The sequence below is a fragment of the Curtobacterium pusillum genome, assembly GCF_013359865.1.
GTDB lineage: Bacteria > Actinomycetota > Actinomycetes > Actinomycetales > Microbacteriaceae > Curtobacterium > Curtobacterium pusillum.
Map to the genome: position 1 here is coordinate 85,330 of NZ_JABMCE010000086.1, position 26,773 is coordinate 112,102.

The window sequence follows — 26,773 nt, forward strand, 5'->3', positions numbered from 1 at the left end:
TCCCATGGCCTCCGAAGCACGCGTCCTCGACCTCCCGTCGATGAAGGCGCTCAGCCACCCGCTGCGCTCGCACCTCTTCAACGAGCTCGCCGCCCACGGGCCCGCGACCGCGACGACGCTCGCGGACCGGGTCGGCGAGTCAACCGGCTCGACCAGTTACCACCTTCGCCAGCTCGAGAAGCACGGCTTCATCGAGGAGGTCGAGGGCCGGGGCAACGGCCGGGAACGCTGGTGGCGTCGCGTCCCCGTCGCCGTCCAGTCCGGCGGTACCGACGGACCTCAGTCCCCGGCGGGCATCGCCGCGGCGCGCCTCCTCGCATCGGGTTCCAACGAGTTCTCCGAACAGATGATCCGCGAGTTCATCGCTCGCGACCAGGAGACCATGTCCGCCGGCTGGCGGGAGGCCGCCGACCTCTCGGTCGCGATCCTGCGACTGGCTCCGTCGGAACTCCGCGAGCTCATGGACGCCATCCACGGGATGATCGACACATTCCGCGACCGGCATGTGCTCGACGACACGTCCGACCCCGAGACCAGCCGCGTGTTCGTGCGGCTGGCGGCAGTCCCCATCTTCGACGACGAACAGGAGGAACCATGAGCGCCGCACTCCACCTCACCGAGGTCGGTCCGGTCGAACGTGCCGCCCACCGCGTCGGCACAGCGCTGCTCCGATGGAGCGAGTCGCGCGCAGCCCGGGTCGAGATCCCCGCCCCGCTCACGAGGAGCAGCGCGCGCACCCGGGCGCGCCTCGCCTTCGAACAGCGCACCGCTCTGGAGGCACGACACCGCCACTGGGACGAGCTCGCCGCCGCCACGCCCCGGCTCCGCTGACCGCGGTCACCCTCGGGCCCGGAACGGCTCGACGTCGACGCGGACACCGTCGGTCACTCGGGGAGCGGCTCCGCGTAGGTGCGGAAGTCGCCGCGCTCCGTGTGGATCGCCCACAGGCGGTCCGCGATCGACTCGCCAGAGTGGTCCGGCTGCCCGTCGTCGATCCCGAACGGGATGATGAGCTGACCGACGTGCACGTCCTCGTCGCGGACGGCGTCGTGCAGGAGCTGCGCGTACGCGCTCTCCCCGGCGAAGGCCACCGAGGTACCGGTGACCCGCGCGCCCGGGCGGACCGCACTCCCGCCGTTGACGAACAGGATGGTGCCGTGGCCGATCGCCCGCATGCCGGGCAACACCTGGCGGACTGCGGTGACGGAGCCGTAGACGGAGAACTCGATCGGACCGACGAGGTCCTCCGCCGTGGTCTCGAGCACCGGCCGCATGTACTCCTTCGCGGGCAGCGGGCTGTACTGCAGCACCTCGATCGGGCCGAGCTGCTCCGTCGCACGCTCGAGTGCGGACCGGAGCGAATCCCCGTCCCGGACGTTCGCGGCGAACCCGGCTGCGGTGTACCCGCGCTCCCGCAGTCCAGCGGCGAGGCCGTCGAGGCGGTCCTGGTTGCGGGAGATCAGGGCGATCGAGAAGCCCTCCCGGCCGAAGCGTTCGGCGACGGCGAGGCCGAGGCCCTTGCCTGCTCCGACGATGGCGATGGTGGTCATGGAGTGGTCCTTCCGGTGGTGTGGGGTCGTGCGAGGACGAGCAGACCGTACAGCGACACGAGCGCGCCGCCGAGGACGAGGACGGCCATCGGGACGGCGGTGTCCGAGCCGCCGAGTCCCGCCACGGGAGCGGTCACGCCGGCCGTCGTCCACTGAACCAGACCGAGCACCGCGGAGCTCGTTCCCGGGTGCTCCGGGACGACCGACGATGCGAGGGCTCCGCCGTTCGTCACCACCAGCCCGTTGCCGATCATCAGCACGAAGAACCCGATCAGCGCCAGCATCAGGGGCATCCCGAACCAGATCGCGCCGACGAGCATGCCGGCGCCGGCGACCGCCATGCAGCACTGTCCGACGAGGATGATGCGTCTCGTGGACACCCGGCCGGCGAGCCGCGCGGCCACCAGCGACGCGATCGTCATGGCACCGGCGTTGGCGGCGAAGTCGATCGCGTACGCCGTGGGCGACAGGCCGTTCATCGTCTGCAGGATGAACGGCGAGGTCGCGACGTAGGCGAAGACCCCGACGAAGGCCGCGCAGGCGGTGACGACGTAGCCGACGAACCGCCGGTCGGCGAGCACCTGCCGAGCGGCCGACCGGAAGGTCCGGAGTCCTCCGGCGTGCCGTCGGTCCAGGGGGAGCGACTCCGGGACGACGAACACCGCCGAGAACCACATGAGCGCTCCGAGGCCGGCGAGGACCCAGAACGTCGTCCGCCAGTCGCCGAACCGCAGGATCGCGGCCCCGAACAGCGGCCCGAGGACGGGCGCGATCCCGCCGATCCCCATCACGACGTTGAGCACGCGGACGAGCTGCGCACCGTGTGCCAGGTCGACGATGACCGCCCTCGCGATCACCATCACCCATCCGCCGCCGAACCCCTGCAGGAGCCGGGCTGCCATGAGCACGCCGATCGACGGCGCGAGCGCACACACCACCGAGGCCGCGACGACCAGGAGCGTTCCTGCGAGCAGCGGGCGTCGACGTCCGCGCTGGTCGGAGAACGGACCGCCGACGAGCTGACCGAGACCCATGCCGGCGAAGAACGTCGTGAGCGTGAGCTGCACCGCGGAGGCGCTCGTGCGGAACTCCGCCTCGACGGACGGGAACGCGGTGACGTACATGTCCGTCGCGAGCGGGGCGACGGCGGTGAGGAACACGACGACGGCGACGAGCGCCGTCGGGACGGCGCGGACCGCGGTCCGGCCAGGGAGCGGGGTCAGGGTTGCTGGCACGCGTCCCATTGGACGGCGGGAACGCGAGCGGGTGGGAGTCCCTGTCGACAGGGGTTCCAGCGCAACCCCTGACGGACTGGAGGCGCGGGGCGGCCCCGCACCGCGCCTCCCGTCGTCACGGGTCGCGTCAGCGCGCCGCGTACTGCGCGTCGGTGACGTGCTCGAGCCACGTGGTCGTCGTGGCCGGGTCGGCGGCGAGGTCGAGCATCGCGAGGTGCTCCATGTAATCCGTGGGGGTGGCCCCGTGCCAGTGCTCCTCACCCGCCGGCGTGTACACCGTCTGGCCCGGCAGGACCTCGATCACCCCACCGTCCCGCGTCCCCATGAGTGCGACGCCCTCGGTCACGTGCAGGGTCTGCCCCTTCGCGTGCGAGTGCCAGGCGGTGCGGGCGCCGGGCAGGAACCGGACCTTGGCGACGGTCATCGTCTGTCCGTCCTCCTTCGGCGAGGCGATCGCGTCGAGGTACACGTCCCCGGTGAACTGCTCGGGCGGGTTCTTGACGGTCGGCTGCTTCGGTTCGATGTGCATGCGGCCGACGTTAGGCCGATCCGCACCACCCGAGGGAGGGGAGGACGGAACCCCTCAGCCGTTTCCCGATCGATGCGAGTGTGATCGACCCACGATCCGGGAGGAACACCGTGCACACGTCCACTCGCACCCGCCGCACGTGGTCCGCGCTCGGCGCGGCCGCCGTCGCCGCCCTCGTCCTCGCGGCGTGCACCGACGACGGTGCCCGGACGTTGGAGGGCCGTGCGACCGCCACGACGACGCCGTCGACGAGTGCCGCACCGACGGGGGCCGCTGCCGGGCAGCTCGTCCCGGACGGCGAGACGTCCGACATCGTCACCGGACTCGACGCCCCGTGGTCGGTGGTCCGCACCGGCGACGGCTCGGACGCCCTGATCAGCGAGCGGGACTCGGCGAAGGTGCTCGAACTGACCGGCGCGGGGAAGACACGTGAGGTCGGCACGGTCGGCGGGGTCAGCCACGGCGGCGAGGGCGGACTGCTCGGGCTCGCACTGCACGACGGCGACCTGTACGTGTACTCGACGGCGAGCGACGGCAACCGCATCCAGCGGTACGAACTCACGGGCAGCGCCGGCTCCTACGGGCTCGGTCGGGCCACCACCGTCATCGACCGGCTGCCCTCGAACAGCTTCCACGACGGTGGGCGCATCGCGTTCGGACCGGACGGCATGCTCTACGCGAGCGTGGGCGACGCGGGGACGGGATCCGACGCGCAGGACCGGGACTCGCTCGCGGGCAAGATCCTGCGGCTCACCCCGGAGGGCGACGTCCCCGGTGACAACCCGTTCCCGGGTTCCCCGGTGTGGAGCCTGGGACACCGGAACGTGCAGGGCATGGGCTGGACCTCCGACGGCACGATGTTCGCGTCCGAGTTCGGGCAGGACACCTGGGACGAGCTCAACGTCATCGAGAAGGGCCGGAACTACGGCTGGCCCGAGGTCGAGGGGACGGGCGGCGCGGGCAAGGGCTTCGTCGACCCGGTGCAGCAGTGGCCCACCGACGACGCCTCCCCGAGCGGCCTCGCGGTGATCGACGACACCGTGTTCGTCGCGAACCTCCGCGGCGAGGTCGTCCGAGCGATCCCCGCTGACGACCCCGGCACCTCGACCGAGTTCTTCGCCGGGGACTTCGGCCGGATCCGCACGGTGCTCGAGGGACCCGAGGGGGCGCTCTGGTTCGTCACGAACAACACCGACGGTCGTGGTAACCCGGTCGAGGGCGACGACCGGGGATCGTCTCCGTCCCGCTCGCGAGCCGCTGAGCACCTCCACGCATGCAGCACGGGGGTTCCGGCAGCCCCTCGCTCGCACTCGACGACGCCAAGTACCGTGACCCGCATGGACCACCGCGACGAAGCCCGCGACTTCCTCTCCAGCCGTCGCGCCCGCATCACGCCGGAGCAGGCCGGCGTGGAGACCTTCGGCACCCGACGCCGGGTCACCGGGCTCCGGCGCGAGGAGGTCGCCCGGCTCGCCGGCGTGAGCATCGACTACTACACGCGGCTCGAGCGGGGGAACCTGCAGGGCGTCTCCGACAGCGTGCTCGACGCCATCGCCGGGGCGCTGCAGCTCGACCCGGCCGAGCACGAGCACCTGCGCGACCTCGCCCGGCACCAGAACGCCACACCCCGGCGGGCGGCGAAGGTGACACCCGTCGCGGCCGTGCGCCCGGAGTTGCAGTACCTGCTCGACGCCATCGCCGATGCCCCGGCGATGATCGTCAACAACCGGCAGGACATCGTCGCCGCGAACGCGCTCGGGTACGCGATGTACGCGGACCTCGTCGCCGCGAGTGCCCGTCCGCTCAACTTCTCGCGGTACATCTTCCTCGACCCGCAGGCGCGGAACTTCTACCAGGACTGGCAGCGGGCAGCGCACACGAACGTCGCGATCCTCCGCCGCGAGGCCGGACGGACGCCGAACGACCGGGAGCTCGCAGCCCTCATCGGCGAGCTGTCGATGCGGAGCGACGACTTCCGGGAGCTCTGGGCCGCCCACGACGTCCGACGGCACTACGCGGGCGTGAAGTCGTTCCGGCACGCCGTGGTCGGGCCGCTCGAACTGCACTTCCAGACGCTCGAGCTGGCGGAGGACCCCGGCCTCGCGCTGACGATCTACCCGGCGACACCCGGGAGTCCCACGGCGGACGCCCTCCGGGTGCTCGCCTCGTGGGCTGCCACCGAGCGCATCGCCGAGCGTGGACGCGCGCTCGCCTGACGGCGCACCGCGCCAGCGGGGTAACGGTCCCTCCAGTCCGCTCCTCGGTCGCGTCAGGCCTCCGGGATCACCCGCTCGAACCGGCTCGTGTCCGCACCGTCCGGGTCCGGACCGTTGCGGCGCCCGGTGTCCAGGGCGTCCAGGCGCGCGAGTTCCTCATCGGACAGTGCGAAGTCGAACACGTCGAAGTTCTCCGCGATGCGTCCGGGGTTCGTCGATTTCGGGATCGCGTTCCGCCCGTGCTGCACGTGCCAGCGGAGCATCACCTGCGCCGGCGTCTTGCCGTGCGCATCGGCGATCGACCGGATCGTCGGGTCGTCCATGACGCTCACCCGCTCGTCGCCCCAGCCGGGGTAGAACGTGATGCCACCGATCGGTGACCACGCCTGGTCGAGCACGCCGTACTCGGCGTCGGCGCGCTGCACGTCGGGCTGCGTGAAGTAGGGGTGCAGCTCGACCTGGTTGAGCGCCGGGATGACGTCGGTCGCGTCGAGCAGGGACCGGAGGTGGTGCGGCATGAAGTTGCTCACCCCGATCGCCCGGACCCGGCCGTCGGCGTACAGCTCCTCGAGTGCCCGGTAGGCGGCGATCGTCGTCCCGAACCGGTCGGGCGCGGGCTGATGCAGGATCAGCACGTCGATGGTGTCGAAGCCGAGCTTCCCGGTGGCCTTCTCGAACGCGTGCAGGGTCTCGTCGCGTCCGTAGTCGGACACCCAGATCTTGGTCTCCACGACGATCTCGTCGCGGTCGACGCCCGAGGCGCGGATGCCCTCGCCCACCTCGCGCTCGTTCCCGTACGCGGCAGCGGTGTCGATGTGGCGGTACCCGGTGTCGAGCGCCGTCCGCACCGCTTCCACGGTGTCCGACGGTGCGCTCTGGAAGACCCCGAACCCGATGGCGGGGATCTCGAGGCCGTTGTTGAGGGTGAGTGTCTCCATGCAGCCGACGGTACGACCGCCGTCCGGCGTCTGACGGGTAACGACAGCCCCTGCCTCCGCCGGGGCGTCGGACCTACCGTGGAGGACATGGACACCAGGACCGAAGTGCGGGACTTCCTCCGCACGCGGCGCGAGCGCCTCACGCCGCAGCAGATCGGCCTGCCCGACTTCGGCGGCGTCCGGCGTGTGAAGGGCCTGCGCCGCGAGGAGCTCGCCCTGGTCGCGGGCATGAGCGTCGACTACTATGTCCGCCTCGAACGAGGGAACCTGTCGGGCGTCTCCGAGAGCGTCCTCGAATCGCTGTCGCGAGCACTCCGGCTGGACGACGTCGAGCACGCGCACCTGTTCGACCTCGCTCGGACCCAGAACGCCTCGGCCACCGCCCGCCGACGGCATCCGACCAACCGCGTCCGCCCGAACGTGCAGCGGGTGCTCGACGCGATGACCGCTCCCGCGTGGGTACGGAACGGCCGCTCGGACTTCCTCGCCGGGAACGCGCTGGCCAGAGCGCTCTACGCACCGCTGTTCCTCGACCCCGCGGGGACGCCGAACACCGCGCGGTTCGCGTTCCTGGACCCGCGCGGCAAGGAGTTCTGGCGGGACTGGCACGACGTCGCCGGAGACATGGTCGCCGTGCTGCGTGCCGAGGCCGCCCGATCGCCGTACGACCGGGGCCTCATCGACCTCATCGGCGAGCTGTCCACCCGCAGCGCGGATTTCCGGCAGCGTTGGGCCGCGCACGAGGTCATGCGGCACCGCACCGGGCTGAAGCGGGTGCGCCACCCCGACGTCGGCGACCTCGACCTCACCTACGAGACCATGGAGCTGGTCACCGACCCCGGGCTGGTCTTCGTCGTGTACAGCGCTGAGCCGGGGTCCCCGTCCGACGAGCGCCTCCAGCTCCTCGGGAACCTCACCGCGACGACCGCGGCGGCCGTCCCGGAGGTGGAGGGCGCATGAGCGAGACCGACTCGATCAGGACGCGGCCGCGGGTGGCCCGGCTCGGGTTCGTCGAGCGGATCCGCTTCCGGCTCCGTGCCGAACGGGAGATCGACGAGCTCACCCGAGACCATGCGCGAGAGGACCGGATCCGTGCCGAGGCGGCCGTCCGGCTGGCGCCCGGGCCGTGGCGCGTCGGAGAGCTCTTCCGGCGGCGCCCGTGAGCGACCGCGCGGGGATGACGCGCGCGCGGACCCTGCTCTTCGCGGTCGCCGGGGGAGCCGCGGTCGGCAACCTCTACTGGGCCCAACCGCTCCTCGACGTGATCGCCTCGTCGCTCGGCACATCGGTCGCCCTCGCGGGGCTGCTCGTCACGCTCACGCAGGTGGGGTACGCCCTCGGCATCCTCCTCGTGGTGCCGCTGGGCGACGTCCTCGATCGTCGGCGGCTCATCCCCGGGGTGCTCGTCGCGTCGGCGGTCACGCTCGTCTTCGCCGCGATCGCCCCGTCGTTCCCGGTGCTGCTGGTGGCCCTCGCCCTCGTCGGGCTCACCACCGTCGCCGGCCAGCTCCTCATCCCGCTCGCGGGGGACCTCGCGGAACCGGCATCACGTGGCCGCGTGGTCGGCGCCATCGCGTCCGGGGTCCTCACCGGCATCCTCGTGTCGCGGACGGTGAGCGGACTGGTCGCGGACGCGCTCGGCTGGCGAGCCGTCTACGCGATCGCCGCGGTCGCGGCCCTCGTGTTCGCCGTCCTGCTCCGCCGGGTCGTCCCCGAGCTCGACCGCCGCGACCGCATGCCGTACCCGGCGCTCATCGCGTCGGTGTTCCGTGCCGTCGCCGCACACCGATCGGTGCAGGTCACCCTGATCATCAGCGCCACTGTGTTCGCCGTCTTCACGATGTTCTGGACCGCACTCACGTTCCTCCTCAGCGCAGAGCCCTTCGGGTACTCGACGACAGCGATCGGTCTCGTCGGGCTGGCGGGTCTCGCCGGGGCCGTCGCCGCGCAGCGGGTCGGTCGCCTGCACGATCGCGGTGTGTCCGTCCCCGTCACCGGGGCGGCACTCGCCCTCGTCCTGGTCTCGCTCGTCGTCGCCGGCCTCGGCTCACGGTCGATCGTGGTCGTGGTCGTCGCGGTGGTGCTGCTGGACGTGGGCGTACAGGCGGCGAACGTCCTCAACCAGACACGCCTCTTCGCCATCGACCCCGCGGCCCGCAGCCGGCTCAACACCGCGTTCGTGACGGGCAACTTCGTCGGTGGCTCGATCGGATCGGCGGTCGCGTCCGTCCTGTGGAACGCGGGCGGGTGGACGGCGGTCAGTGTCGGCGGCGCCGTCCTGGTCGGCTTCGCCCTGACGGTGTGGGCCGCCCACCGTCGGCGCGGCCTGGTCGTCACTGCTGCTCACTGAGGGCGGGCGGAACGGAGGCTCGCGCCATCGCCTGGTTGCGCGGGGAACCCTCCCCCGGCGTGAGATGCGTGGGGACGGGCTCAGACGACGAGGGGGAGCGCCACCTCGACCTCGCCGTGTGACACCAGCCAGCGGACCGCGTCGAGCACGGTCTCCTCGGCCGTGTACGCCGGCTCGTAGCCGAGCAGCCGCCGGGGCTTCTCGATGCTGAACACCTGACTCCGCGAGAGGTGCTCCCAGCTCGCACCGGCGTGCTCGGGAGGCGTGGTCTCGCGGAACCGGTCCCACGAGACGGAGTCGAGCCGCGCCTCCTGGCCGAACCACGACGCTGCCAGGTGGGCGTACCCGCGCGCGGTGAGCGCGGTCGGGGCCGTGATGAAGAAGTCCTCGCCGGCGGCGGCGTCCCGATGCTCGACGGCGAGCTGGAACGCCTGCGCGACGTCGTCCGCGTGCACGTGCGCCATGGTCTCGGCGCCGAGTCCGGGGACCTCGAGCACCTCACCGGCGGACAGCTTCGTCCAGACGGACGGGTCGAGGTTCCCGAGCGGGCCGATCGGCGGCCAGCCCGGACCGCTGATGTGCCCGGGGTGCAGCGACGTCGTCACGAGACCCCCAGAGGCGGTTTCCTCCTTGAGCATGCGGGCGATCGCGTCCTTCTGGACGCCGTAGTCACCGAACGGCGGGGTGGCGTTCGCCTCGGTGATCGGGAGGACGTGCGACACCCCCACGCGCCAGATCGACCCGCAGTGCACGAGGTGCGCGTCCGTCCCGCGCAGCGCCGTGACGAGGGCTTCGGCGGACGACAGCGTGAAGCACACGAGGTCGATGACGGCGTCCGGTCGGAGTCCGACGATGCGGGCGCCGAACGTGCCGTCGCGGTCCTCCTGCTCGCGGTCGGCCGTGACCCGCTCGACCTGCTCCCACTCCGGCGAGTCGGCGTAGGCGGTGCGGGTGCCGCGGGTGACGGTCACGACGTCGTGGCCGGCGCGGACGAGGCGGGGGACGAGGAAGGTGCCGATGTGACCGGTGGCTCCGATGACGACGATGCGCATGTCGGTCACCGTAGGCCGAAAGTGCTGGCCGGCTCGGAATGTTCGGTGGCGGAACGGACTTGCGGCTTCCATGGCTGCCCGATCCGACGGTGTGGGCCTGCGCTCGGAGCGCGGCCCGATCCTGTTGTCCCTGATGCTCGCGACCGCGCTGGTCGCCCTCGACTCGACCATCATCGCGACGGCGTCGTCGTCGATCGCGTCCGACCTCGGGCACTTCCAGCAGCTGCCGTGGCTGTTCTCGGTGTACCTGCTCGCGCAGGCCGTCTCCGTACCGATCTACGGGCGGCTCGCAGACGTGCTCGGACGGAAGCGCCTGCTCGTCGTCGGCATCGGGCTGTTCCTGCTCGGTTCCGTGCTGTGCGGCGCGGCGTGGTCGATGCCCGTGCTCATCGCGGCGCGGGTCGTGCAAGGCCTCGGGGCCGGGGCGGTGCTGCCGATCTCGATGACGATCACGAGCGACATCTACACGCTCGAGGAGCGCGCGAAGACCCAGGGCTACCTGGCGTCGGTGTGGGGCATCTCCTCCGTGGTCGGACCGACGCTCGGCGGGGTCTTCAGCGAGGTCGGCGCATGGCGGTGGATCTTCTGGATCAACATCCCGCTGGCGGTCGTCGCCGGGTTCATGCTGATCCGCTCGTACCACGAGCACAGAGCCGTGGGGGAGCGCCGGGAGCGCATCGACTACCTGGGCGCCGGACTGCTCGCCGGTGGCACGACCGCGCTGCTGCTCGGACTGCTCGAGGGCGGGACGACCTGGGCGTGGAACTCCGGCGCCTCGATCGGCATCTTCGCCGCCGCGCTCGTGCTCCTCGCCGCCTTCATCGTCGTGGAGCTCCGGGTCGAGCAGCCGATCTTCTCGCTCGCGCTGTTGCGACGGCGGGTGGTGGCGGCGTCGACGATCGCGTCCCTCGTGATCGGCGTCGTCGTGATGGGCCTGTCGACGTACGTACCGATCTACGCGCAGGACGTGCTCGGGACGTCCGCGCTCATCGCCGGCTTCGCCCTGGCGGCACTGACGCTCGGGTGGCCGATCTCGGCGTCCCAGGCCGGTCGGTTCTACCTGCGGTGGGGCTTCCGCGTGACCAGCGTCATCGGATCGTCGCTGGTGCTGCTGGGCGCACTCCTGACGATCACGCTCGGCGGCCGGTCGTCCGTGTGGCTCGTGGCGGTGTTCTGCTTCGTGATCGGTGCGGGGATGGGCCTCACCGCCGTGCCGACGCTCATCGCGGCGCAGTCGTCGGCCAGGCAGAACGAACGCGGGGCGGTCACGGGGACGAACATGTTCGCGCGGTCCATGGGGTCCGCGGTCGGCGTCGCGGTGTTCGGTGCCGTGGTCAACGGGCACGTGCAGTTGAACGCGGCGGGGGTGCCGGAGGGTGCGGGACTCATGACCGCCATGCACCTGGTCTTCCTGTCGATCGCGATGGTCGCGCTCGTGCTCCTGGTCGCCGTGATGTTCATGCCGGCGCACCGGCGGGAGCCGGGCATCGCCGGTGCTGCGGAGGCGGCTCCGGCCTGAGGCGCGACCGAAGACCGAACCGGAGGCGCGTTGCGACCCGCTACCGGCGCACCGCGCCAGCGGGGCGACGGCCGTGCCCGGAGGGACGGTGCCAGCTGGCACCGTCCCTCCAGTCCGTCAGTGGGCCGTGGCCGGCCGGGCGTCACTCAGCGGTGACGACCTTGACCGAGCCGGCAATGGTCGCGGCGTCCTCGGCGAGCGCGACGACCGGGTCGGGGAGCCTCGTCGTGGCCCCGACGAGCTTGCGCGCGCCCCAGCCCACGAAGCTGCCGACGAGCGCGCCGACGCCACCGAGGATCGCACCCTCGATGCGGAGGTCGCGCTTGCCCGTCGTGCCCAGCGCGGCACCGGCGAGCGCCCCGGCGCCGATGCGTCCGACCAGGCCGGTGGGGGAGATGCGGTTCGGGGTCTTCGGCAGCTTGTCCCCGATGATCTCCCCGACGGCGGAGGCCACGAGCAGCCCACGGCCGAGCGGCGTGCTGAACACCTTCCACTGCTGCCACGATCCCTTCAGCGAGGATCGGTCGTGGTTCAGTGCCATCACCGCGAGCGGGGTGGCGCTCCGGCCGCCGCTCAAGATGCCCAGCACCAGGGTGCGGACCAGGGTGTGCTGCTCGTTGTTCTTGCTCATCGTCGCTCCTGTCGTGTCCGTTCGGAAGCTACTCTCGCGTTCCGCGGCGTCGCTGACGTTCAGCGCAGGACGGCGGCGGCGATCCGCTGCGCCGCCTGCTCGGCGGACCTGTTCGTCGTGTCCACCACCTCGGCCGCGGCGTGCAACCAGGTGCGCGCAGCCTCGGCGTACGGCTCCACGCGGCTGAACCGGAACGTCGACGGACCCATGTCGGCGTCGTTGCGGATGCGTTCCCGCAGGGTCTCCTGGTCGGTGTGCAGCACGAAGTGCCGGACCGGGATGCCGTGTGCGGCGAGGCCATCGGCGATCTCCCGCCAGTACCGCTCGACGAGGACGGTCTGCGGCATCACGAGCGTCCCGCCGGCGTAGTCCAGCACGCGCCGCGCCGTCTCGACCACGAGTGGGCGCCACGGGTCCCAGTGCTGGAAGTCGTCGGTGGCCCCGAGCTGCGGCCGGATGTCCATCAGGGTCTCGCCGACCTTCTCCGGGTCGAGCAACCGGGCGTCCGGCAGGAGCGGCTGCAGGAGCCGTGCCGTGGTGGTCTTGCCGACGCCGTGCGTACCGTTCAGCCAGACGATCCCCCGCCGGCGACTCCGCGCCCCCACGCCGTTGCTCATGCCGACACCCTAGGCCCGCGCGTGCACCAACGCGTCGATCGTCCGCATCGCCGTGGCGAAGATCGTCAGCACCGGGTTCACCCCACCGTTCGTGACGTGCACGGACCCGTCGGCGACGCGGACGTTGTCGTGGCCCCAGACCCGCCCGAAGGGGTCGACGACCGACGTCGCCGGGTCGGTCCCCATCCGGAGCGTCCCGGCCTGGTGCTGCCCGCCGCTCGTGCCGCGGAGCGGGCCGTGCAGCTCGGCGACTCGGGTGGCCCCGGCCGCACGGAGCCAGTCGGCGCTCCGGGCGCTGGTGTGGTCGCGTGCGCGGACGGGGTGGTGACGGGACCCGTCCTGGAGGCGCGGTGCGGGTCGGACGCGCACCGCGCCTCCAGGCCGTGTTCGCGTCGGGACGCGACGTCAGGCGCGGTCGTGGAGGGTCACGTGGTAGCCGTCCGGGTCCGAGAACGTGAACGTGCGGCCGAACGGACCGTCGATCGGTGCGGAGACGATCGTGTGCCCGTCGGCGACGAGCGCGTCGTGGATGGCCTGGACGTCGGTGGCGTGCAGCCAGATCGCCGCGCCGATGCCGGGCTGCGACACGGAGTCGAGGTCGGTGCCCGGGACGAGGTCGCGGAGGGCGAAGGCGATGGGGGTGGTCTCGAAGACGACGGCGTGCGGCGGGCCGGCCTGCGAGCGGACGAGGCCGAGGTACTGCTCGTAGAACGCCTGCGACGCGTCGAGGTCGCGGGTCTGCAGGGAGATGAAGTCGGGGCCGGTGACGGGCATGGTGTACTCCTTCGCTTGTGTCAGGTATCTGACACGGACCAATCTATGTCAGAATTCTGACATGAGTCAAGACGGAGCCCGCATCGACCTGGACACGTCCCTCGGGTACCTGCTCAAGGAGGCGTCGAGCGCCCTGCGCGTCGCGATGGAGGCGGTGCTGCGTCCGCTCGGGATGACCGTCACGCACTACTCGTGCCTCGAACTGCTCGCGCAGCGCCCCGGCCTGTCGAACTCCGAGCTGGCGCGGGGCGCGTTCGTGACCCGGCAGTCGATGAACGTGCTGCTGCAGGGACTCGAACGGGACGGGTTCGTGACCCGGCCGGCGGAAGCGCCTGTGGGGAAGGCGCTCCCGGCTCGGCTGACCGCTCGCGGGCGGAAGAGCCTCGAGGAGGCGTCGGCCGCCGTGCGCGGGGTCGAGGTGCGGATGCTCGGCGGGATGACGCCGGAAGAGCAGACCGCGGCGCTCGGGGCGCTGCGGAGCATGGTCCGGTCGCTCCGCGACGACGCCGACGGTCGGTAGCAGAGCCTTCCGGGGACGTCTCAGTCGTGCCGACCGTGATGGACGAGCACCGGGCACGAGGCGTACTCCGCGCACGCGCTGCTCACCGAACCGAGGAGGAGCCCGGCGAACCCGCCGTGACCGCGGCTGCCCACGACGAGCATCGCCGCGTCGCGACTCACCTCGACGAGCGCCTTGGCGGCGGAGCCGTGCACGAGCGCCGTCCGGAACCCGTGCGGCGGACCGTCCGGGAACGCCTTCTGGGTGATGTCGGCGAGCATGTTGCGGGCGTCGTCCTCGGGGGACCAGGTGGAGTACAGGGCGGCCTCGCCGTACGCGATCGGTGCCTGCCACACGGCGACGGCGGTCAGTTCGGCATCGAGGGCGCCGCCGATCACGGCCGCGTAGCGGAGCGCGGCGATCGAGGGGGCGGAGCCGTCCACACCGATGACGACCCGGCCCGTGGTGGAGATGTCGTTGGTGTCCATGCCCCCAGGATCCTCCTGAAGGGCCCTCGTGGTGACGTCGCGAGTGCAGAAGCACCACGAGCTCGGGGGGGTCGGCGCGGCTTACCGGGTGAACGCGTCGTGCGCGTAGTCCAGGCGAGCCTCGGCGCGCACCTCCGGCAAGCGTCGGCTGATCTGCAGGGTGGCGAGCCCGTGCACCGTCGCCCACGCGACCTCGGCCGCCGTGACGTCGCCGTCCGGGAACGCGGTGCTGATCGCTGCGAATGCACGCCGCAGCGGCTCCGGTCCCTCCCCACCCCCGAACTCCAGCCCCGACGGCATGGAGAACATCGCTTCGTAGACCTGCGGTCGGGCCAGGGCGAACTCCAGGTAGGCACGCATACGCGCCATCGGTTCAGGAGCGACCGCCTCGAGTGCGTCCGCGATGGCGACGAAGCCGTCGAGCGCGACAGCGTCGATGAGCGCTTGCCGCCCGCCAGCGAACGCCGAGTAGAGCACCGGCTGTGTGACGCCCAGCTCGCTGGCGAGACGGCGCATCGTGACCGCCTCCCACCCGTCGGCTTCTGCGACTGCCCGGGCCGCCCGCGTGATCTGGTCGCGGCGCTGGTCGAGGTCCGGGGCTGGGCGAGGTGACATGCAGCAACCGTAGCAGGGTTACCTAACGGCGGTAGTCAACGCTGGAGCCGAGTGCTAGCGTTGTTATGGAACGTTGTTATCCAACCTCTGGAAAGGTCCTCACCGTGACCATCGCCGCTCTCGTCGTCGCCACCCTCGGCTGCCTCTTCATCCTCTTCATCGGGGCCCGCTTCCTCCTCGCACCCACGATCGCGGTCGCGGGCTTCGGGGTCCCCGAAGGCAACGTCCGCGCCCTGACGAACATCAAGGGCGTCCGCGACATCACGTCCGGCATCGTGCCCCTGGTCGTCCTCGCCGTCGCCGGCACACACGTGTTCGGGTGGGCGCTGCTCGCGGCCGCGATCACCCCGATCGGGGACGCGATCATCGTCGCCACGGGCGGCGGCACCCTCCGACACGCCATCAGCGTGCACGGCGCCACAGCACTCGTGCTCATCGTCGCCGGCCTCGTCCTCGCACTCGCCTGACACTCGCACCACCTCTCGTTCCCTTCTCCCCGCCACCTCGACCGCAACCACCGGAAAGGCACGATCATGAGCACCCCGAACCCCCAGCAGTCCGACACCGAGATCCTCGACGTCGTACGCCGCTTCTACGAACCGTTCCGCACCGGCGACACCTCGATCCACGACGAGGTCCTCGCCCAGGACTGGATTGACATCCCCCTCGCACCCGGTCAGGAGCAGGGCCCCGCCGGCATGGCAGGGCAGATCGCCGCGTTCCGCCACGCGATGCCGGACTACGCCGTGACCCACGAGGACCTCATCGTCCAGGGCGACCGCGTCGCCGTCCGCAACACCGTCAGCGGCACCCATCGCGGCGCGTTCATGGGCTTCGAACCCACCGGCAAGCGCCTCGAGATGCGCACCATGGACGTCCACCAGGTCCGCGACGGCCGGATCGTCATCACCTGGCACCTCGAGGACTTCGCCGGACTCATGGCCCAGCTCAACGCACCCGCGGACGCTCCCGCCCGCCCAGCCTGGGGCTGAGCGTGGTCACCGGGCCGTGCCGACGCTGCGGTTAGCCTCCTGCCATGACGTACGTGAACGCAGGCACGCTCGGCACACTCCCCGGCAAGCGGGATGAACTCGTTTCGCGCCTCACGCAGCGCAACGACCGGCTCCGTGAACTGGGATGCACCGCCTACGAGGTCGGCGTCAACGAAGACGAACCGGAGACGGTCTTCGTCGTGGAGCTGTGGGAGAGTGCCGCGGCGCACCAGGCCTCACTGCGGCAACCGGACGTCATGGCAGCCATCGCCGATGCGAGGCCGTTGCTCGACGGTCGATTCGGCGGGTTCCGGTTCGAGGTGGTGGGTTCGCCGCTCCGGGGCGACTGACTCGATGGGTGCTCGCGCTTGCCGAACGTTCATCGGGAGGCAGCACTGAGCAGGTTCACGAGAACGTACTCCCAGCCGGTCTCGTGCTGCGAACCCTGTCTCGCCGCGACCGTCCAGCGCCGCGCCGCGACTCTGCAGCGGTCAGCCGGAGGGCCCGTCCCGGGAGGAATCCGGGACGGGCCCTCTGCGCCACGTCAGACGGTCCACGCTGCTCCACCGTGTACGGATCGGCGGCCGTGGGAGCTCAGTCGGCTGAATCGAGCACCGATTGTGCGTTCTTCGCCGCCGTCGCGAGTGCGTCCTTCGGGCTTTCCTTGAGCAGCATCGCCTTCTCGAGCTCCTTCGACAACGCCTCGCTCACCTCACCGTAGGCGACGATCGACGGGCGGGACTTCGCGTACGAGATCTCGTCCGCGAACGCCTCGAGACGCGGGTTGTCCTTCAGGTACTTCTTCCAGGTGGCGTTGTCGTTCGTCGCCGTGTTGGCGGGCAGCAGTCCGGTCGCGATGTCCCACTTCGCCTCGACCTCCGGGCTCAGCCACCACTGCATGAAGTCCCACGAGGCATCCTTCTCAGCCTTGGTTCCGTCGAGCAGGTAGGAGTTGTTCGTCCCGAGGTTCATCGCGTTCTCCTGGATCCCCGGGAGTGCGAAGACACCGACGTTGTCCTTGCCGAGCGCCTCGTCGAGAGTGCCGAGGTCGTAGGCACCGGTGATCGCCATCGCCGCCTTCTTCGCCGTGAGCGCCGGAGTTCCGCCGTTCGACGTCGAGGTCATGAGGGACTGCGGGTACGCCGAACCGTCCTTCAACATGTCGGTCCACGCGGTGAGCGCCTCAACGCCGGCGTCGCTGTTGAACTCGACCTTCGTGTTGTCCTCGTTGAGGAACTCGCCGCCCGCACTCCAGAGCATCGACTGGTAGGTGAACACGGGCCATTCGCCAGTGCCGATGGGCAAGTACATCCCGTACTGAGTGGTGCCCTTCGTGAGCTTCTTGGCGTCCTCCTGGAGCTCGGCCCAGGTGGTCGGGGTGTCGGTGATCCCGGCTTCCTTGAACATCTCCTTGTTGTAGACGACGGCGTAGTCCCCGATGTCGGTCGGCAGCGTGTACGTCTTGTCTTCGAACTTGCCCGTCGCGAGCTTCCCCTCTGTGAAGCTGTCCGTGGTGATGTCGGATTCGGAGTCGGAGAGGTAATCGTCGAGCGGGACGACTTTCCCGGTCTCGACGACCTGACCGATCTTCTGCGGCGTGCTGTCCCCGAGGACCATGTTCGGCCCGGTGTCGTTCTTCAGCGCATTGATGAGCTTCGCATCGAACTGGTCGCTTTGCGCGGCGTACTGGGCGGTGACCTGGATGTCGTCCTGCGAGTCGTTGAACTCGTCGATGAGTTTCTTCGCCTCCTTCGCCTGCGCGCCGGTGTAGTTGTGCCAGACCGTGATCTGGGTCTTGCCGTCGGAGCCGCCGCTGTTGCCGGTGACGGATCCGCCGCCGCAGGCGGTGAGTGTGACGGCAACGCCGATGGCGAGTGCTGCTGCGCCGAGCAATCGTGATCGCATGGGATGTCCTTTCCGGACCTCGGGAGGGATGGTGCGGTGGGTTCTCAGCGCAAACCGCCGGCCATTGCCGAAACGATCTGCTTCTGGAAGATCAGGAAGACGATGAAAACGGGCAGGATCGCCAGTGTGGAGCCGGCCATCAGCAGGTTGAAGCTCTCTGCTGCGTTGGCGGACTGCAGCTGGGTGAGTCCGACGGAGACGGTGAAGAACTCGGTCTTGGTGGCGACCAGGAACTGGAAGAAGAAGTTGTTCCAGTTGTAGACGAACGACAGGACAGCGAAGGAGCCGATCATGGGTGCCGCCATCGGTGTGACGACGGACCACATCCGCCGCCAGACGCCGGCGCCGTCGACCCGGCTCGCGTCCTCGATCTCGGTGGGGAACGAAGTGAAGAACTGCCGGAACAGGAACACCCCGAGGATGGAGGGGATGTTCGGGACGATGAGGCCCTGGTAGCTGTCCAGCCAGCCGAGCGAGGACAGCAGGCTGACGAGAGGGGTGAACACGACCTCGAACGGCACGAGCAGCGCGGCGAGCAGGATCACGAACACGACGTTCTTGCCCGGGAAGTGCAGACGGGAGAACGCGAACCCGGCGGCCAGGCTGGTGACGATCTGCCCGAGCGTGGTGAGGACGGCGACGATCGTCGAGTTCATGTAGTAAACCCCGAACGGCGCGACGCTGAACACCTCGCTGTAGTTGTCGAACCGCCACTCGTGGGGGAAGAACGACGGCGGGAAGGCGAGCGCCTCCGCCGACGACTTGAAACTCGTCAGCACCATCCACAGGAACGGTCCGAAGAACACGACGACAGCGATGAGCAGGATGACGTGCCGGAGGACCGCAGGGCTGGTCTTGCGCCAGCGTGCTCGTAGCGGCCGGCGGCGACGGGGTACGGACACGGCTCCTGTGGAAAGTGGCCGGGAGGCACGTGGTGCGCCCGCGAAGGGGGCGTCAGCTTCGAAGTGGGTCACGTCGATCTCCTAGGTCAGCTCGATCGGGTCGCGGCGGTTGATGAACCGCAGCTGGATGACGGCGACGACGATGCCGACGAGGAGCAGGACCACGGCCGCGGCGCTGGCGGAGCCGCCGTGGAAGAAGACGAAGCCCTGTTGGTAGATGTAGTAGAGGATCGTCTCGGTCGAGCCGAGGGGGCCGCCCTGTGTCAGGACGTACACCTGCGTGAAGACCTGCAGGGCGCCGATCACGCCGGTGACCGCAAGGAATCCGGTGGTCGGTGCGACGAGCGGCAGGGAGATCGTGAAGAAGCGGCGGATCGGCCCGGCGCCGTCGAGGGTGGCAGCCTCGTGGTAGCTCGCCGGGATGTTCGTGAGTGCCGCCGAGTAGATGATCATGGCGTAGCCGACGCCCTGCCAGACGGAGAACACCATGACACTCACGAGCGCCCACGGCTCCGAGTTCAAGAAGCCGATGGGCGGGCCGCCGAGTGCCGTGATGACACCGTTCACGATCCCGCCGAGGGGCGACAGAATGAAGCTGAAGATGAGCGCGCTGCCGACGATCGGGGCGATGTAGGGCACGAAGAGGAGTGCTCGGTACACGCCGCGGCCGCGGAACGGCTGCGCGAGGAGCGCGGCGAAGAAGAGCCCCAGGATCATCGTCACCGGGACGACGATCACCACGTACAGCGCGGTGTTCCCCGCGGCCTGCAGGAACTCGTCGTCCCGCAGCAACCCGGCGAAGTTGTCGAGCCCGACGAAGTCTCCGGCCACGCCGGTAGCCGGGTTCCAGTTCGTGAAGGAGTATCCGACGGTCTGGACCAGCGGGTACAGGTAGAACAGCGCCAGCAGGATGCTCGTCGGGGCGATCAGGGCGTAGCCCGCTCGACCTTCCTTGCGCTCCAGTGACGAGCGTGGTGGTGCTGCCACAGCACTCGGCATCGTGCCTCCTTCGTTCTTCGTTGAACGCTAGGAATCATCTGTTTCCAAGACATTACCCGTCGATGACGAAAAGTAAACACTCTTCAATCGACAAACTTTCTTCGACGCTCGACACAACCGGGGGCTAGCATGACGCCATGAACCACCGCCACTACCAGGACGTCGACCACGTCCACGGGTCCGTCGGCGACGTGCTGCGCCTCATCCGTGTCGGGGACTCGACCTCGCGTTCGACCCTCGCCCGCGCCATCGGGCTCGCGCCGTCCACCGTCGGGCTCCGCGTCGACGCGCTCGTCGAACTCGGCCTGGTACACGAGGTCGGCGCAGAGGGTTCCCGTGGCGGACGACGTGCCAGGCGCCTCGAGCTTGACGGCGACGCCGGGTTCGTGGCGGCGACTGACCTGGGGGCGAACCACACGCGAATCGTGCTGAGCGACCTGGCCGGGCGGACTCTCGCCGACACGGACCACACCGACACGTCGGACCCGCTCCCCCGCGCCGACGGTCCTGCCGCCGCCGTCGCAGACCTCTGGCGGCGCTTCGAGCGACTCGCAGACGCTGCCGGCCGGTCGATGGCCGACTTCCGTGGCGCAGCGATCGGTGTCCCCGCGCCGATCGCGTACCCGAGCGGTCGCATCGTCACCCCGAGCTTCGAGCCGTCGTGGCACGACGTGGCACTCGGTTCGTTGTTCGCGCAGCACACCGACGCCCCGGTGCTCGTCGAGAACGACGCGAACCTCATCGCCCTCGCCGAGCGCTCCGACACCGAGCCGGCCGAGCGCTCGAACCTCGTGGCCGTGAAGCTCGGCACTCGCATCGGCGGCGGGGTCATCGCGGGTGGCCGGCTCCATCGGGGCGTCGGCGGGGCCGCCGGAGAGGTCTCGCACACCGCAGTCGAGGGCAGCGCCGCGATCGGCTGCACATGCGGCGTACCCAACTGCCTCGAGTCAGTGGCATCCGGCGGAGCCATCATCGCCCGGTTGCGCGCCGCAGGCCACGACATCGCCTCCACGAGCGACCTGCTGCGCCTCGGCGCTCAGGGCGACGCCGCCGTGGTCGAGGAGCTGCGCGAGGCCGGCGCCATGATCGGCCGGGTGCTCGCCGGCATCGCGAACTTCTTCAACCCGCGCGAGGTGGTGCTCGCCGGCGCGATGTCCGCCTCACCGCCTCTCGTCGCCGCCATCCGGAGTGAGCTCTACCGGATGTGCCTGCCGCTCGTCGCGGACGACCTCGACGTCCGGGCCAGTCGGGTACCGCGCGATGCCGGCATCCGTGGGGGCATCGTGCTCGCGCTCGACGAGGTACTCGCCCCCGCGCGCATCGATGAGCTCGCCCGACAGGCCACCTCGGTCGACGACCTCCAGGTGCGGAGCGCCTGATGGCCGTCGTCGCGGTGGACATCGGTGGCACCACGGTCAAGGGCGCACTCTTCGACGTCGACGGCACCGTGCTCGACCGCGCGACCGTCGCCACTTTCCCCACCGGCATGAGCGCGGTGGCGGACGGACCAGGCGGTCCTGCCCTCGCGGCCGTCACCGCGCTCGTCACCCAACTCGCGGCGAGCGCCACCGCATCGGGCCGCACGTTGACCGGGATCGGGCTCTGCTCCCCGGGCCTCGTCGACGCGGAGCGGGGACGAGTCGTGGTCGCGGTGAACCTCGGTTGGACCGACCTGCCCATCGCCGAGCTGCTCGCCGCGCGGTTCGATGTCCCGGTGGCACTCGAGCATGATGCACGGGCTGCCGCACGGGCAGAACGCGCAGCTCGGCTGGCCGCCGACAAGCCCGTCGACGAGTTCGTCTTCATCCCGATCGGTACGGGCGTCTCGGCGACGGTCGTGACAGGCGGCACGATCGTGCACGGTGCGACCGGCGGCGCGGGCGAGTTCGGCCACGTCCCCGTCGTCCCGGACGGCGAGGTCTGCACGTGCGGGCAGCGCGGCTGCGTCGAGGTCTACGCATCCGCCGGCAACGTCCTCCGCCGCTACCGGGAGGCCGGCGGTGCCCTCGCGGGGAGCACCCGCGAGCTCGTCGACCTCGTCGGCACCGACCCGATCGCAGCACGCGTCTGGCAGGAAGCGGTCGAGGCCCTCGCCACGGGCGTCGTCATGCTCACCGCCGTCCTCGACCCCGGTGCCGTCATCATCGGCGGCGGTCTCGGTGAAGCGGGCGACCGCTTGCTCGTCCCGCTCCGCGCGGCCGTCGCCGAACGGATGCGCTGGCGTGCCCTGCCGAACATCGAACAGTCACTCGTCGGTGCAGGTGCCGGCCTCGCCGGCGCCGCCATCCTCGTCAACACCCAGTCCACCAGCACCCCGTGAAGGAGCCCTGATGTCCGACACCTCCCCCCGGATCGGCCTCGTCGGCGCAGGCGGTATCGCCTACGCCCACATGCCCGGACTGCTCCGGCTCGGCCCGGTCACCGTGTACGCACTGGACGGCGGCTCGGAACTCGCCGCCGCGTTCACCTCAGCGGCCGAAGCCGCCTGCTCCTCGATCACCGTCGTGGACTCGCTCGACGACCTGCTCGCAGTCGTCGACGTGGTGGACGTCGTCACGCCGACGTTCGCGCACGCCGAGGTGGTCCGCGCTGCCCTCGCCGCCGGTAAGGACGTCATCTCCGAGAAGCCCCTCGCCCGCACCGATGCGGACGCGGCGGACCTGGCGGAGCGCGCTCGCGACGCGGGTCGCCGGCTCTACCCGGCCCACGTCGTCCGCTTCTTCCCCGCGTACGTGCGCCTCAAGGAAGCCGTCACCACTGGCCTCCTGGGCGACCTCGCGGTCCTGCGGTTCGTGCGGTCCGGTGCCTTCCCGACCCGCACCCCCTGGTTCGCCGACAGGGCACTGTCCGGCGGCATCATCATGGACCAGATGATCCACGACCTCGACATCGCTCGCTGGGTCGCCGGCGACGTCGTCCGCGTCTCCGCGGTGAGTGTCCGCGGCGGCGAGAACGCCGCCCCGGTCGAAGCGGCGCACGTGCTCCTCACCCACGCGTCCGGGGCGATCACCCACGTCGCCGGGATCTGGGGCCCGCCGCACCTCGGGTTCTCGACGGAATACTCCGTCACCGGCACCCTCGGCAGCTTGTCGCACTCGTCGCGTGCGGAGCAGGACTACGTCACCGACCTCGCAACACAAGACGCGCTGGACGGCTTCCTGCCGCAGATCGACCCCGCAGACGACCCCTACGGCACGGAACTCGAGGAGTTCACGGCGGCCTTCGCCGGCGGCCCGGACCCTCGTGTGAGCGCCGAGGACGGGATCGAGGCCGTCCGCATCGCCAACGCTGCTCTCGAGTCCCTCGAGACCGGACAGCCGGTTTCCCTCGTCCCGGCCGGCGCGGAGGTGCTCGCATGACCGATCTGAAAGTCGGCGTGATGTCCTTCGCACACACGCACGCGATCGGGTACCTCGCCGCGCTTGCTGAGATGCCGGGCGTCGAGGTCCGCGGCTCCGACCCTGGCGGGGTCAGTACAGGCGAGTCCCTCGTCGAACTACGAGGCCGCGACCTCGCCGACGAGCTCGGCGTCTCCTACCTGGAGAGCTATGACGAACTCCTCGCCTGGAGACCAGATGCGGTCGTGGTCACGAGCGAGAACGCCCGGCACCGCGAACTCGTCGAGGCCGCTGCGGCAGCGGGGGCGCACATCCTCTGCGAGAAGCCCCTCGCGACGACGTGGGAGGACGGCATCGCGATTCGCGATGCCGTCGAAGCCGCCGGCGTCATGCTCATGATCGCGTTCCCCGTCCGGTTCGCCTCGGCATTCGGCAAGCTCCGCGCCGCTCACGATTCCGGCTCGCTCGGGCAGCTGTACGCGATCCGCGGGGCGAACAACGGGATGCTTCCCATCACCCGCTCGTGGTTCACCGAGCCGGAGCTGTCCGGCGGCGGCGCCATCGTCGACCACGTCGTGCACATCGCCGACATGCTCGAAGGACTGATGGGCTCGGCGCCGGTGGCCGTCACCGCCGTGGCGAACGGGACGCTGCACGCCGCACGCGCCCAGGCCGAGACGGCCGCGCTCGTGACGATCACGTACGCGAACGGCGTGGTCGCCGGGATCGACTGCTCCTGGAGCAAGCCGGACACGTCCGCTGTGTGGGGCGGCCTCACGCTCGACGTCGCAGGGACCGGCGGTTCCGTGTCGATCGACTTCTTCGGGGCCGCCGCACGGGGCATCGCCGCCGAGACCGGGCTGCCGATCGAGTCCCGGTACGGTCCAGACTTCGACAAGGCGATGCTGCGGACCTTCGTGAACGCGGTCCGGTCAGGCGAGCAGCCGCAGCCAGACGTGCACGTCGGGCTGCGGACCCTCTCGATCGTGTTGGCGGCGCAGGAGTCGGTCGCGACAGGGCGGACGGTACAGGTGGTCGGCGAGACGGCGGTGGTCCGCCAGGCTGGCTGAATTCACCCCTCACCAATTACTGCCACTCAGTGACGAGTCGTTCCGATCGCGATGTCGGCGAGAGCGCGGCTTGGTACCGAATCTGCGCGGCCGGAGTCACACCGGCACACGGCACATCCTCGGACAACGTATCCTGACTCGTATTTCAGACATGCTGAGTGGCAGTCGGACAAGTTGCCTGTACGCGATACAGGGTTTTACTGCGGCATGTCGACGAACCGCGAGAACATCCCGTGGAACGCCACCGTGATCGTGTCCGTCGGCCCGTTGCGGTGCTTCGCCACGATGAGGTCCGCCTCACCCTGCCGCGGGTTGTCCTTCTCGTACGCCGACTCGCGGTGCAGCAGGATCACCATGTCGGCATCCTGCTCGATCGAACCCGACTCACGGAGGTCGGAGATCTGCGGCTTCTTGTCGGCGCGCTGCTCGGGCCCGCGGTTCAGCTGCGACAGCGCGACGACGGGAACCTGGAGTTCCTTCGCCATGAGCTTCAGCGCTCGCGAGAACTCGGAGACCTCCTGCTGACGGGACTCGACCTTCTTGCCGGAGGTCATGAGCTGCAGGTAGTCGATGACGACCATGCGGAGGTTGTGCTGCTGCTTGAGGCGGCGGCACTTCGCCCGGATCTCGACGAGGGTCATGTTGGGGGAGTCGTCGATGAAGAACGGGGCGTCGTTGATGCGGCCACGGGTCTGCGCGATGGTCGTCCAGTCGCGGGAGTCGACGGTGCCCTTGCGCATGTTCTGCAGCGGCACACTGGACTCGGCGGAGAGCAGACGCATCGCGATCTCGGCGCGGCCCATCTCGAGTGAGAAGAACGCTGCGGTCTCGTTGTGCTTGATGGCGGCCGCGCGGCAGAGGTCGAGCGCGAGCGTCGACTTCCCGAGTGCCGGTCGTGCGGCGATGATGATGAGCTGTCCGGGGTGGAAGCCGTTGGTGAGGCCGTCGAGCTGCGCGAACCCGGTGGGGACGCCGGTCATCTGCCCGTCGCGGCCCTTCGCGGCCTCGATCTCGTCGAGTGCGGCGGAGATGGCGTCGGTCAGGGGGACGTAGTCCTCGGTCTGCACACCGCCGGCGACGTTGTAGACCTCGGCCTGGGCGCTGTTGACGAGGTCGGTCACCTCACCCTCGGAGGCGTACCCCATCTGCACGATGCGCGTGCCGGCGTCGACGAGGCGCCGGAGCACGGCCTTCTCGGCGACGATCGCGGCGTAGTACCCGGCGTTCGCGGCGGTGGGCACCATGCTCGTCACGCTGTGCAGGTACTCGGCGCCGCCGGCACGGGAGAGCAGGCCGGTCTTCGTCAGCTCGTCGGTGACTGCGATGACGTCGGTCGGTTCACCGTGCGAGTAGAGGGAGAGGATCGCGTCGAAGATGACCTCGTGCTTGGGGATGTAGAAGTCCACGCCACGGGCGGTCTCGATGACGTCGGCGACGGCGTCCTTCGACAGGAGCATGCCGCCGATGGTCGACTGCTCGGCCAGGAGGTCGTGCGGGGGCGTGCGCTCCGTGCCACCGCGCTCCGCAAAGTCCTGCGGTGCGGGCTCGAGATGCGCGATCGACACACTTGCTCCTCTTGATTGAACGACAGGCCACGAACCAACCAGCCGTGCCTGTTCTACCCCCGGCGACCGACATCGCCGAGTCGCTGGGCCAAGCTACGGGGACAAAGTTATCCCCAGCAAATGCCCCTGTGGATAACTCTGTGGAGAGCCTGCGGAACACGCCGGAGTGCTGTGTGGAGAACTGTGGACGAAGGTGTGGACAACTCCCGTGGGGAACACACGTTCGACCGCCTGACCTGGGGTTTTCTGTTCCACACCGTGTGTGGAGAAGTGGGGTTCAAGTACCCCTTGAAGGTTGTCGATCCGCTCGTTTCACCTGTGTAAAAAGAGTTGACAAACGCGAACCTGAGGACAACGCTCCCAACCTGTTCCCAGCGACCGCGACCCTGTCTGAGAAGTAACCGGTCAGGTCAGAACGAGCCGCGCCTCCAGGCCGATGCGAAGCCGCGGAAGCCCACAACGCGACGACGGGCGGGCCTCCCGGAGGAGACCCGCCCGTCGTGAGCGGAGACCGCTGCCAGTGTTACTTGGCGGCGACGACCTTGAGCGAGATCACGGCAGTGATGTCCTCGCGCAGGCGCACGGTGGCCTCGTGGTCACCGACGGTCTTGATGGTCGCGGGGACCTCGACCTTGCGCTTGTCGAGCGAGCCGACGCCCTGCGCCGCAACGGCGTCGGCGACGTCCGCGGGACGCACGGAACCGAACAGGCGCCCGTCCTTGCCGGCCTTGACGGACAGCTGGATGGTCGCGTTCTCGAGCTTCATCTTGAGGTCCTGGGCCTCTTCGATGGTGGCGAGCTCGCGAGCGGCACGCGCCGCGCGGATCGACTCGACCTGCTTCTCGCCGCCCTTGGACCACGCGACAGCGAAGCCCTGCGGGATCAGGTAGTTGCGGGCGTAGCCGTTCTTGACGTCGACGACGTCACCGGCGGAACCGAGGCCGGAGACCTCGTGGGTGAGGATGAGCTTCGACATGTGAAGTCCTCCG

The 26,773-nt window shown here is 70.0% G+C and carries 31 protein-coding genes; 15 read left to right on the forward strand and 16 right to left on the reverse strand.

Going from position 1 to position 26,773, the window contains the following annotated elements; all coding sequences use genetic code 11:
* Positions 1–4: 4 nt before the first annotated feature.
* Positions 5–598, forward strand: coding sequence for an ArsR/SmtB family transcription factor (locus HP507_RS16660; RefSeq protein ID WP_175352922.1), 594 nt, complete (start codon positions 5–7; stop codon positions 596–598).
* Positions 595–831 carry a hypothetical protein gene (locus HP507_RS16665; RefSeq protein WP_175352923.1) on the forward strand — a complete coding sequence of 79 codons (237 nt, stop codon included), beginning with the start codon at positions 595–597 and terminating at the stop codon, positions 829–831. The genes HP507_RS16660 and HP507_RS16665 overlap by 4 nt, the downstream gene beginning before the upstream one ends.
* 53 nt (positions 832–884) lie before the next feature.
* Here HP507_RS16665 and HP507_RS16670 read toward each other — a convergent pair whose 3' ends face one another.
* The 3 genes from HP507_RS16670 to HP507_RS16680 form a co-directional block, all read right to left on the reverse strand.
* Positions 885–1,550 carry an SDR family NAD(P)-dependent oxidoreductase gene (locus tag HP507_RS16670; protein WP_175352924.1) on the reverse strand — a complete coding sequence of 222 codons (666 nt, stop codon included), beginning with the start codon at positions 1,548–1,550 and terminating at the stop codon, positions 885–887.
* The gene (locus HP507_RS16675; protein ID WP_217508895.1) at positions 1,547–2,785 is read right to left on the reverse strand and encodes a multidrug effflux MFS transporter; all 1,239 of its coding nucleotides are present in this window, start codon (positions 2,783–2,785) and stop codon (positions 1,547–1,549) included. Before HP507_RS16675 ends, HP507_RS16670 begins: the two co-directional genes overlap by 4 nt.
* Before the next feature lie 127 nt (positions 2,786–2,912).
* On the reverse strand, positions 2,913–3,314 hold the full coding sequence (locus tag HP507_RS16680) for a (R)-mandelonitrile lyase (protein ID WP_175352926.1): 402 nt from the start codon (positions 3,312–3,314) through the stop codon (positions 2,913–2,915).
* A gap of 110 nt (positions 3,315–3,424) precedes the next feature.
* Here HP507_RS16680 and HP507_RS18585 point away from each other — a divergent pair, with 110 nt between their 5' ends.
* On the forward strand, positions 3,425–5,530 hold the full coding sequence (locus HP507_RS18585; protein ID WP_446682106.1) for a PQQ-dependent sugar dehydrogenase: 2,106 nt from the start codon (positions 3,425–3,427) through the stop codon (positions 5,528–5,530).
* Positions 5,531–5,583: 53 nt separating this feature from the next.
* On the opposite strand, the gene HP507_RS16695 is transcribed toward HP507_RS18585, so the two are convergent.
* On the reverse strand, positions 5,584–6,468 hold the full coding sequence (locus HP507_RS16695; RefSeq protein WP_175352927.1) for an aldo/keto reductase: 885 nt from the start codon (positions 6,466–6,468) through the stop codon (positions 5,584–5,586).
* Between the two features lie 87 nt (positions 6,469–6,555).
* Here HP507_RS16695 and HP507_RS16700 point away from each other — a divergent pair, with 87 nt between their 5' ends.
* From HP507_RS16700 to HP507_RS16710, 3 genes are read left to right on the forward strand one after another with little or no spacing between them, the layout of a single operon-like run.
* Complete coding sequence (locus HP507_RS16700) at positions 6,556–7,428, forward strand: helix-turn-helix domain-containing protein (RefSeq protein WP_175352928.1); 873 nt, start codon at positions 6,556–6,558, stop codon at positions 7,426–7,428.
* A complete protein-coding gene (locus tag HP507_RS16705; protein WP_175352929.1) occupies positions 7,425–7,631 on the forward strand; it encodes a hypothetical protein in 207 nt (68 codons plus the stop codon). Before HP507_RS16700 ends, HP507_RS16705 begins: the two co-directional genes overlap by 4 nt.
* Positions 7,628–8,818 carry an MFS transporter gene (locus HP507_RS16710; protein WP_271207357.1) on the forward strand — a complete coding sequence of 397 codons (1,191 nt, stop codon included), beginning with the start codon at positions 7,628–7,630 and terminating at the stop codon, positions 8,816–8,818. The genes HP507_RS16705 and HP507_RS16710 overlap by 4 nt, the downstream gene beginning before the upstream one ends.
* 80 nt (positions 8,819–8,898) lie before the next feature.
* On the opposite strand, the gene HP507_RS16715 is transcribed toward HP507_RS16710, so the two are convergent.
* Positions 8,899–9,870, reverse strand: a complete 972-nt coding sequence (locus HP507_RS16715) for an NAD-dependent epimerase/dehydratase family protein (protein WP_175352930.1) — start codon at positions 9,868–9,870, stop codon at positions 8,899–8,901.
* A 70-nt stretch (positions 9,871–9,940) separates the two neighbouring features.
* Between HP507_RS16715 and HP507_RS16720 the strand changes: the two genes are divergently transcribed.
* Positions 9,941–11,389: an MDR family MFS transporter gene (locus tag HP507_RS16720; RefSeq protein WP_175352931.1), complete on the forward strand. Its 1,449-nt coding sequence runs from the start codon at positions 9,941–9,943 to the stop codon at positions 11,387–11,389.
* A 142-nt stretch (positions 11,390–11,531) separates the two neighbouring features.
* Here HP507_RS16720 and HP507_RS16725 read toward each other — a convergent pair whose 3' ends face one another.
* Genes HP507_RS16725 through HP507_RS16740 form a run of 4 tightly spaced genes read right to left on the reverse strand, consistent with a single transcriptional unit; the run spans position 11,532 to position 13,411 of the window.
* A complete protein-coding gene (locus HP507_RS16725) occupies positions 11,532–12,020 on the reverse strand; it encodes a DUF4126 family protein (protein WP_175352932.1) in 489 nt (162 codons plus the stop codon).
* Between the two features lie 59 nt (positions 12,021–12,079).
* Positions 12,080–12,637, reverse strand: a complete 558-nt coding sequence (locus HP507_RS16730; protein WP_175352933.1) for an AAA family ATPase — start codon at positions 12,635–12,637, stop codon at positions 12,080–12,082.
* A 9-nt stretch (positions 12,638–12,646) separates the two neighbouring features.
* A complete protein-coding gene (locus HP507_RS16735; protein ID WP_175352934.1) occupies positions 12,647–13,006 on the reverse strand; it encodes a GMC family oxidoreductase in 360 nt (119 codons plus the stop codon).
* A gap of 36 nt (positions 13,007–13,042) precedes the next feature.
* Positions 13,043–13,411: a VOC family protein gene (locus HP507_RS16740; RefSeq protein ID WP_175352935.1), complete on the reverse strand. Its 369-nt coding sequence runs from the start codon at positions 13,409–13,411 to the stop codon at positions 13,043–13,045.
* A 61-nt stretch (positions 13,412–13,472) separates the two neighbouring features.
* On the opposite strand from HP507_RS16740, the gene HP507_RS16745 reads away from it, so the two are divergent.
* Complete coding sequence (locus tag HP507_RS16745) at positions 13,473–13,931, forward strand: MarR family winged helix-turn-helix transcriptional regulator (protein ID WP_175352936.1); 459 nt, start codon at positions 13,473–13,475, stop codon at positions 13,929–13,931.
* 20 nt (positions 13,932–13,951) lie between these two features.
* Here the strand turns inward: HP507_RS16745 and HP507_RS16750 are convergent, their stop codons facing one another.
* Both HP507_RS16750 and HP507_RS16755 read right to left on the reverse strand, forming a co-directional pair.
* Positions 13,952–14,398 carry a universal stress protein gene (locus tag HP507_RS16750; protein WP_175352937.1) on the reverse strand — a complete coding sequence of 149 codons (447 nt, stop codon included), beginning with the start codon at positions 14,396–14,398 and terminating at the stop codon, positions 13,952–13,954.
* An 81-nt stretch (positions 14,399–14,479) separates the two neighbouring features.
* A complete protein-coding gene (locus HP507_RS16755) occupies positions 14,480–15,013 on the reverse strand; it encodes a TetR/AcrR family transcriptional regulator (RefSeq protein ID WP_175352938.1) in 534 nt (177 codons plus the stop codon).
* Positions 15,014–15,117: 104 nt separating this feature from the next.
* On the opposite strand from HP507_RS16755, the gene HP507_RS16760 reads away from it, so the two are divergent.
* The 3 genes from HP507_RS16760 to HP507_RS16770 all read left to right on the forward strand — a co-directional run bounded on the left by HP507_RS16760 (position 15,118) and on the right by HP507_RS16770 (position 16,355).
* A complete protein-coding gene (locus HP507_RS16760) occupies positions 15,118–15,480 on the forward strand; it encodes a DUF4267 domain-containing protein (RefSeq protein ID WP_175352939.1) in 363 nt (120 codons plus the stop codon).
* A 66-nt stretch (positions 15,481–15,546) separates the two neighbouring features.
* The gene (locus HP507_RS16765) at positions 15,547–16,005 is read left to right on the forward strand and encodes an ester cyclase (protein WP_175352940.1); all 459 of its coding nucleotides are present in this window, start codon (positions 15,547–15,549) and stop codon (positions 16,003–16,005) included.
* 44 nt (positions 16,006–16,049) lie between these two features.
* Positions 16,050–16,355 carry a putative quinol monooxygenase gene (locus HP507_RS16770; protein ID WP_175352941.1) on the forward strand — a complete coding sequence of 102 codons (306 nt, stop codon included), beginning with the start codon at positions 16,050–16,052 and terminating at the stop codon, positions 16,353–16,355.
* 244 nt (positions 16,356–16,599) lie between these two features.
* Here the strand turns inward: HP507_RS16770 and HP507_RS16775 are convergent, their stop codons facing one another.
* The 3 genes from HP507_RS16775 to HP507_RS16785 are packed head-to-tail and all read right to left on the reverse strand — an operon-like array spanning position 16,600 to position 19,811.
* Positions 16,600–17,910 carry an ABC transporter substrate-binding protein gene (locus HP507_RS16775; protein ID WP_175352942.1) on the reverse strand — a complete coding sequence of 437 codons (1,311 nt, stop codon included), beginning with the start codon at positions 17,908–17,910 and terminating at the stop codon, positions 16,600–16,602.
* Positions 17,911–17,954: 44 nt separating this feature from the next.
* Positions 17,955–18,884, reverse strand: a complete 930-nt coding sequence (locus HP507_RS16780) for a carbohydrate ABC transporter permease (protein WP_175352943.1) — start codon at positions 18,882–18,884, stop codon at positions 17,955–17,957.
* Between the two features lie 9 nt (positions 18,885–18,893).
* Positions 18,894–19,811 (reverse strand): carbohydrate ABC transporter permease, encoded by a 918-nt coding sequence (locus HP507_RS16785; RefSeq protein WP_175352944.1) that lies wholly within the window; start codon positions 19,809–19,811, stop codon positions 18,894–18,896.
* Between the two features lie 137 nt (positions 19,812–19,948).
* On the opposite strand from HP507_RS16785, the gene HP507_RS16790 reads away from it, so the two are divergent.
* From HP507_RS16790 to HP507_RS16805, 4 genes are read left to right on the forward strand one after another with little or no spacing between them, the layout of a single operon-like run.
* Positions 19,949–21,190, forward strand: a complete 1,242-nt coding sequence (locus HP507_RS16790) for an ROK family transcriptional regulator (RefSeq protein ID WP_175352945.1) — start codon at positions 19,949–19,951, stop codon at positions 21,188–21,190.
* Positions 21,190–22,131, forward strand: coding sequence for an ROK family protein (locus HP507_RS16795; protein WP_175352946.1), 942 nt, complete (start codon positions 21,190–21,192; stop codon positions 22,129–22,131). Before HP507_RS16790 ends, HP507_RS16795 begins: the two co-directional genes overlap by 1 nt.
* Positions 22,132–22,141: 10 nt before the next feature.
* The gene (locus tag HP507_RS16800; RefSeq protein WP_175352947.1) at positions 22,142–23,170 is read left to right on the forward strand and encodes a Gfo/Idh/MocA family protein; all 1,029 of its coding nucleotides are present in this window, start codon (positions 22,142–22,144) and stop codon (positions 23,168–23,170) included.
* Positions 23,167–24,219, forward strand: a complete 1,053-nt coding sequence (locus HP507_RS16805; protein WP_175352948.1) for a Gfo/Idh/MocA family protein — start codon at positions 23,167–23,169, stop codon at positions 24,217–24,219. The genes HP507_RS16800 and HP507_RS16805 overlap by 4 nt, the downstream gene beginning before the upstream one ends.
* Before the next feature lie 197 nt (positions 24,220–24,416).
* On the opposite strand, the gene dnaB is transcribed toward HP507_RS16805, so the two are convergent.
* Together dnaB and rplI are read right to left on the reverse strand one after the other, a co-directional pair.
* Positions 24,417–25,784: a replicative DNA helicase gene (gene dnaB / locus HP507_RS16810; protein ID WP_175352949.1), complete on the reverse strand. Its 1,368-nt coding sequence runs from the start codon at positions 25,782–25,784 to the stop codon at positions 24,417–24,419.
* Positions 25,785–26,307: 523 nt separating this feature from the next.
* Positions 26,308–26,760 (reverse strand): 50S ribosomal protein L9, encoded by a 453-nt coding sequence (gene rplI, locus HP507_RS16815; protein WP_175352950.1) that lies wholly within the window; start codon positions 26,758–26,760, stop codon positions 26,308–26,310.
* Positions 26,761–26,773 lie beyond the last annotated feature (13 nt).

Bases quoted from the DNA above. Each gene is read 5' to 3' on its own strand.
- HP507_RS16660 (WP_175352922.1), top strand. From the start codon at position 5: ATGGCCTCCGAAGCACGCGTCCTCGACCTCCCGTCGATGAAGGCGCTC.
- HP507_RS16665 (WP_175352923.1), top strand. From the start codon at position 595: ATGAGCGCCGCACTCCACCTCACCGAGGTCGGTCCGGTCGAACGTGCC.
- HP507_RS16670 (WP_175352924.1), bottom strand. From the start codon at position 1,550: ATGACCACCATCGCCATCGTCGGAGCAGGCAAGGGCCTCGGCCTCGCC.
- HP507_RS16680 (WP_175352926.1), bottom strand. From the start codon at position 3,314: ATGCACATCGAACCGAAGCAGCCGACCGTCAAGAACCCGCCCGAGCAG.
- HP507_RS16695 (WP_175352927.1), bottom strand. From the start codon at position 6,468: ATGGAGACACTCACCCTCAACAACGGCCTCGAGATCCCCGCCATCGGG.
- HP507_RS16700 (WP_175352928.1), top strand. From the start codon at position 6,556: ATGGACACCAGGACCGAAGTGCGGGACTTCCTCCGCACGCGGCGCGAG.
- HP507_RS16705 (WP_175352929.1), top strand. From the start codon at position 7,425: ATGAGCGAGACCGACTCGATCAGGACGCGGCCGCGGGTGGCCCGGCTC.
- HP507_RS16715 (WP_175352930.1), bottom strand. From the start codon at position 9,870: ATGCGCATCGTCGTCATCGGAGCCACCGGTCACATCGGCACCTTCCTC.
- HP507_RS16720 (WP_175352931.1), top strand. From the start codon at position 9,941: ATGGCTGCCCGATCCGACGGTGTGGGCCTGCGCTCGGAGCGCGGCCCG.
- HP507_RS16725 (WP_175352932.1), bottom strand. From the start codon at position 12,020: ATGAGCAAGAACAACGAGCAGCACACCCTGGTCCGCACCCTGGTGCTG.
- HP507_RS16730 (WP_175352933.1), bottom strand. From the start codon at position 12,637: ATGAGCAACGGCGTGGGGGCGCGGAGTCGCCGGCGGGGGATCGTCTGG.
- HP507_RS16740 (WP_175352935.1), bottom strand. From the start codon at position 13,411: ATGCCCGTCACCGGCCCCGACTTCATCTCCCTGCAGACCCGCGACCTC.
- HP507_RS16745 (WP_175352936.1), top strand. From the start codon at position 13,473: ATGAGTCAAGACGGAGCCCGCATCGACCTGGACACGTCCCTCGGGTAC.
- HP507_RS16750 (WP_175352937.1), bottom strand. From the start codon at position 14,398: ATGGACACCAACGACATCTCCACCACGGGCCGGGTCGTCATCGGTGTG.
- HP507_RS16755 (WP_175352938.1), bottom strand. From the start codon at position 15,013: ATGTCACCTCGCCCAGCCCCGGACCTCGACCAGCGCCGCGACCAGATC.
- HP507_RS16765 (WP_175352940.1), top strand. From the start codon at position 15,547: ATGAGCACCCCGAACCCCCAGCAGTCCGACACCGAGATCCTCGACGTC.
- HP507_RS16770 (WP_175352941.1), top strand. From the start codon at position 16,050: ATGACGTACGTGAACGCAGGCACGCTCGGCACACTCCCCGGCAAGCGG.
- HP507_RS16775 (WP_175352942.1), bottom strand. From the start codon at position 17,910: ATGCGATCACGATTGCTCGGCGCAGCAGCACTCGCCATCGGCGTTGCC.
- HP507_RS16785 (WP_175352944.1), bottom strand. From the start codon at position 19,811: ATGCCGAGTGCTGTGGCAGCACCACCACGCTCGTCACTGGAGCGCAAG.
- HP507_RS16790 (WP_175352945.1), top strand. From the start codon at position 19,949: ATGAACCACCGCCACTACCAGGACGTCGACCACGTCCACGGGTCCGTC.
- HP507_RS16795 (WP_175352946.1), top strand. From the start codon at position 21,190: ATGGCCGTCGTCGCGGTGGACATCGGTGGCACCACGGTCAAGGGCGCA.
- HP507_RS16800 (WP_175352947.1), top strand. From the start codon at position 22,142: ATGTCCGACACCTCCCCCCGGATCGGCCTCGTCGGCGCAGGCGGTATC.
- HP507_RS16805 (WP_175352948.1), top strand. From the start codon at position 23,167: ATGACCGATCTGAAAGTCGGCGTGATGTCCTTCGCACACACGCACGCG.
- rplI (WP_175352950.1), bottom strand. From the start codon at position 26,760: ATGTCGAAGCTCATCCTCACCCACGAGGTCTCCGGCCTCGGTTCCGCC.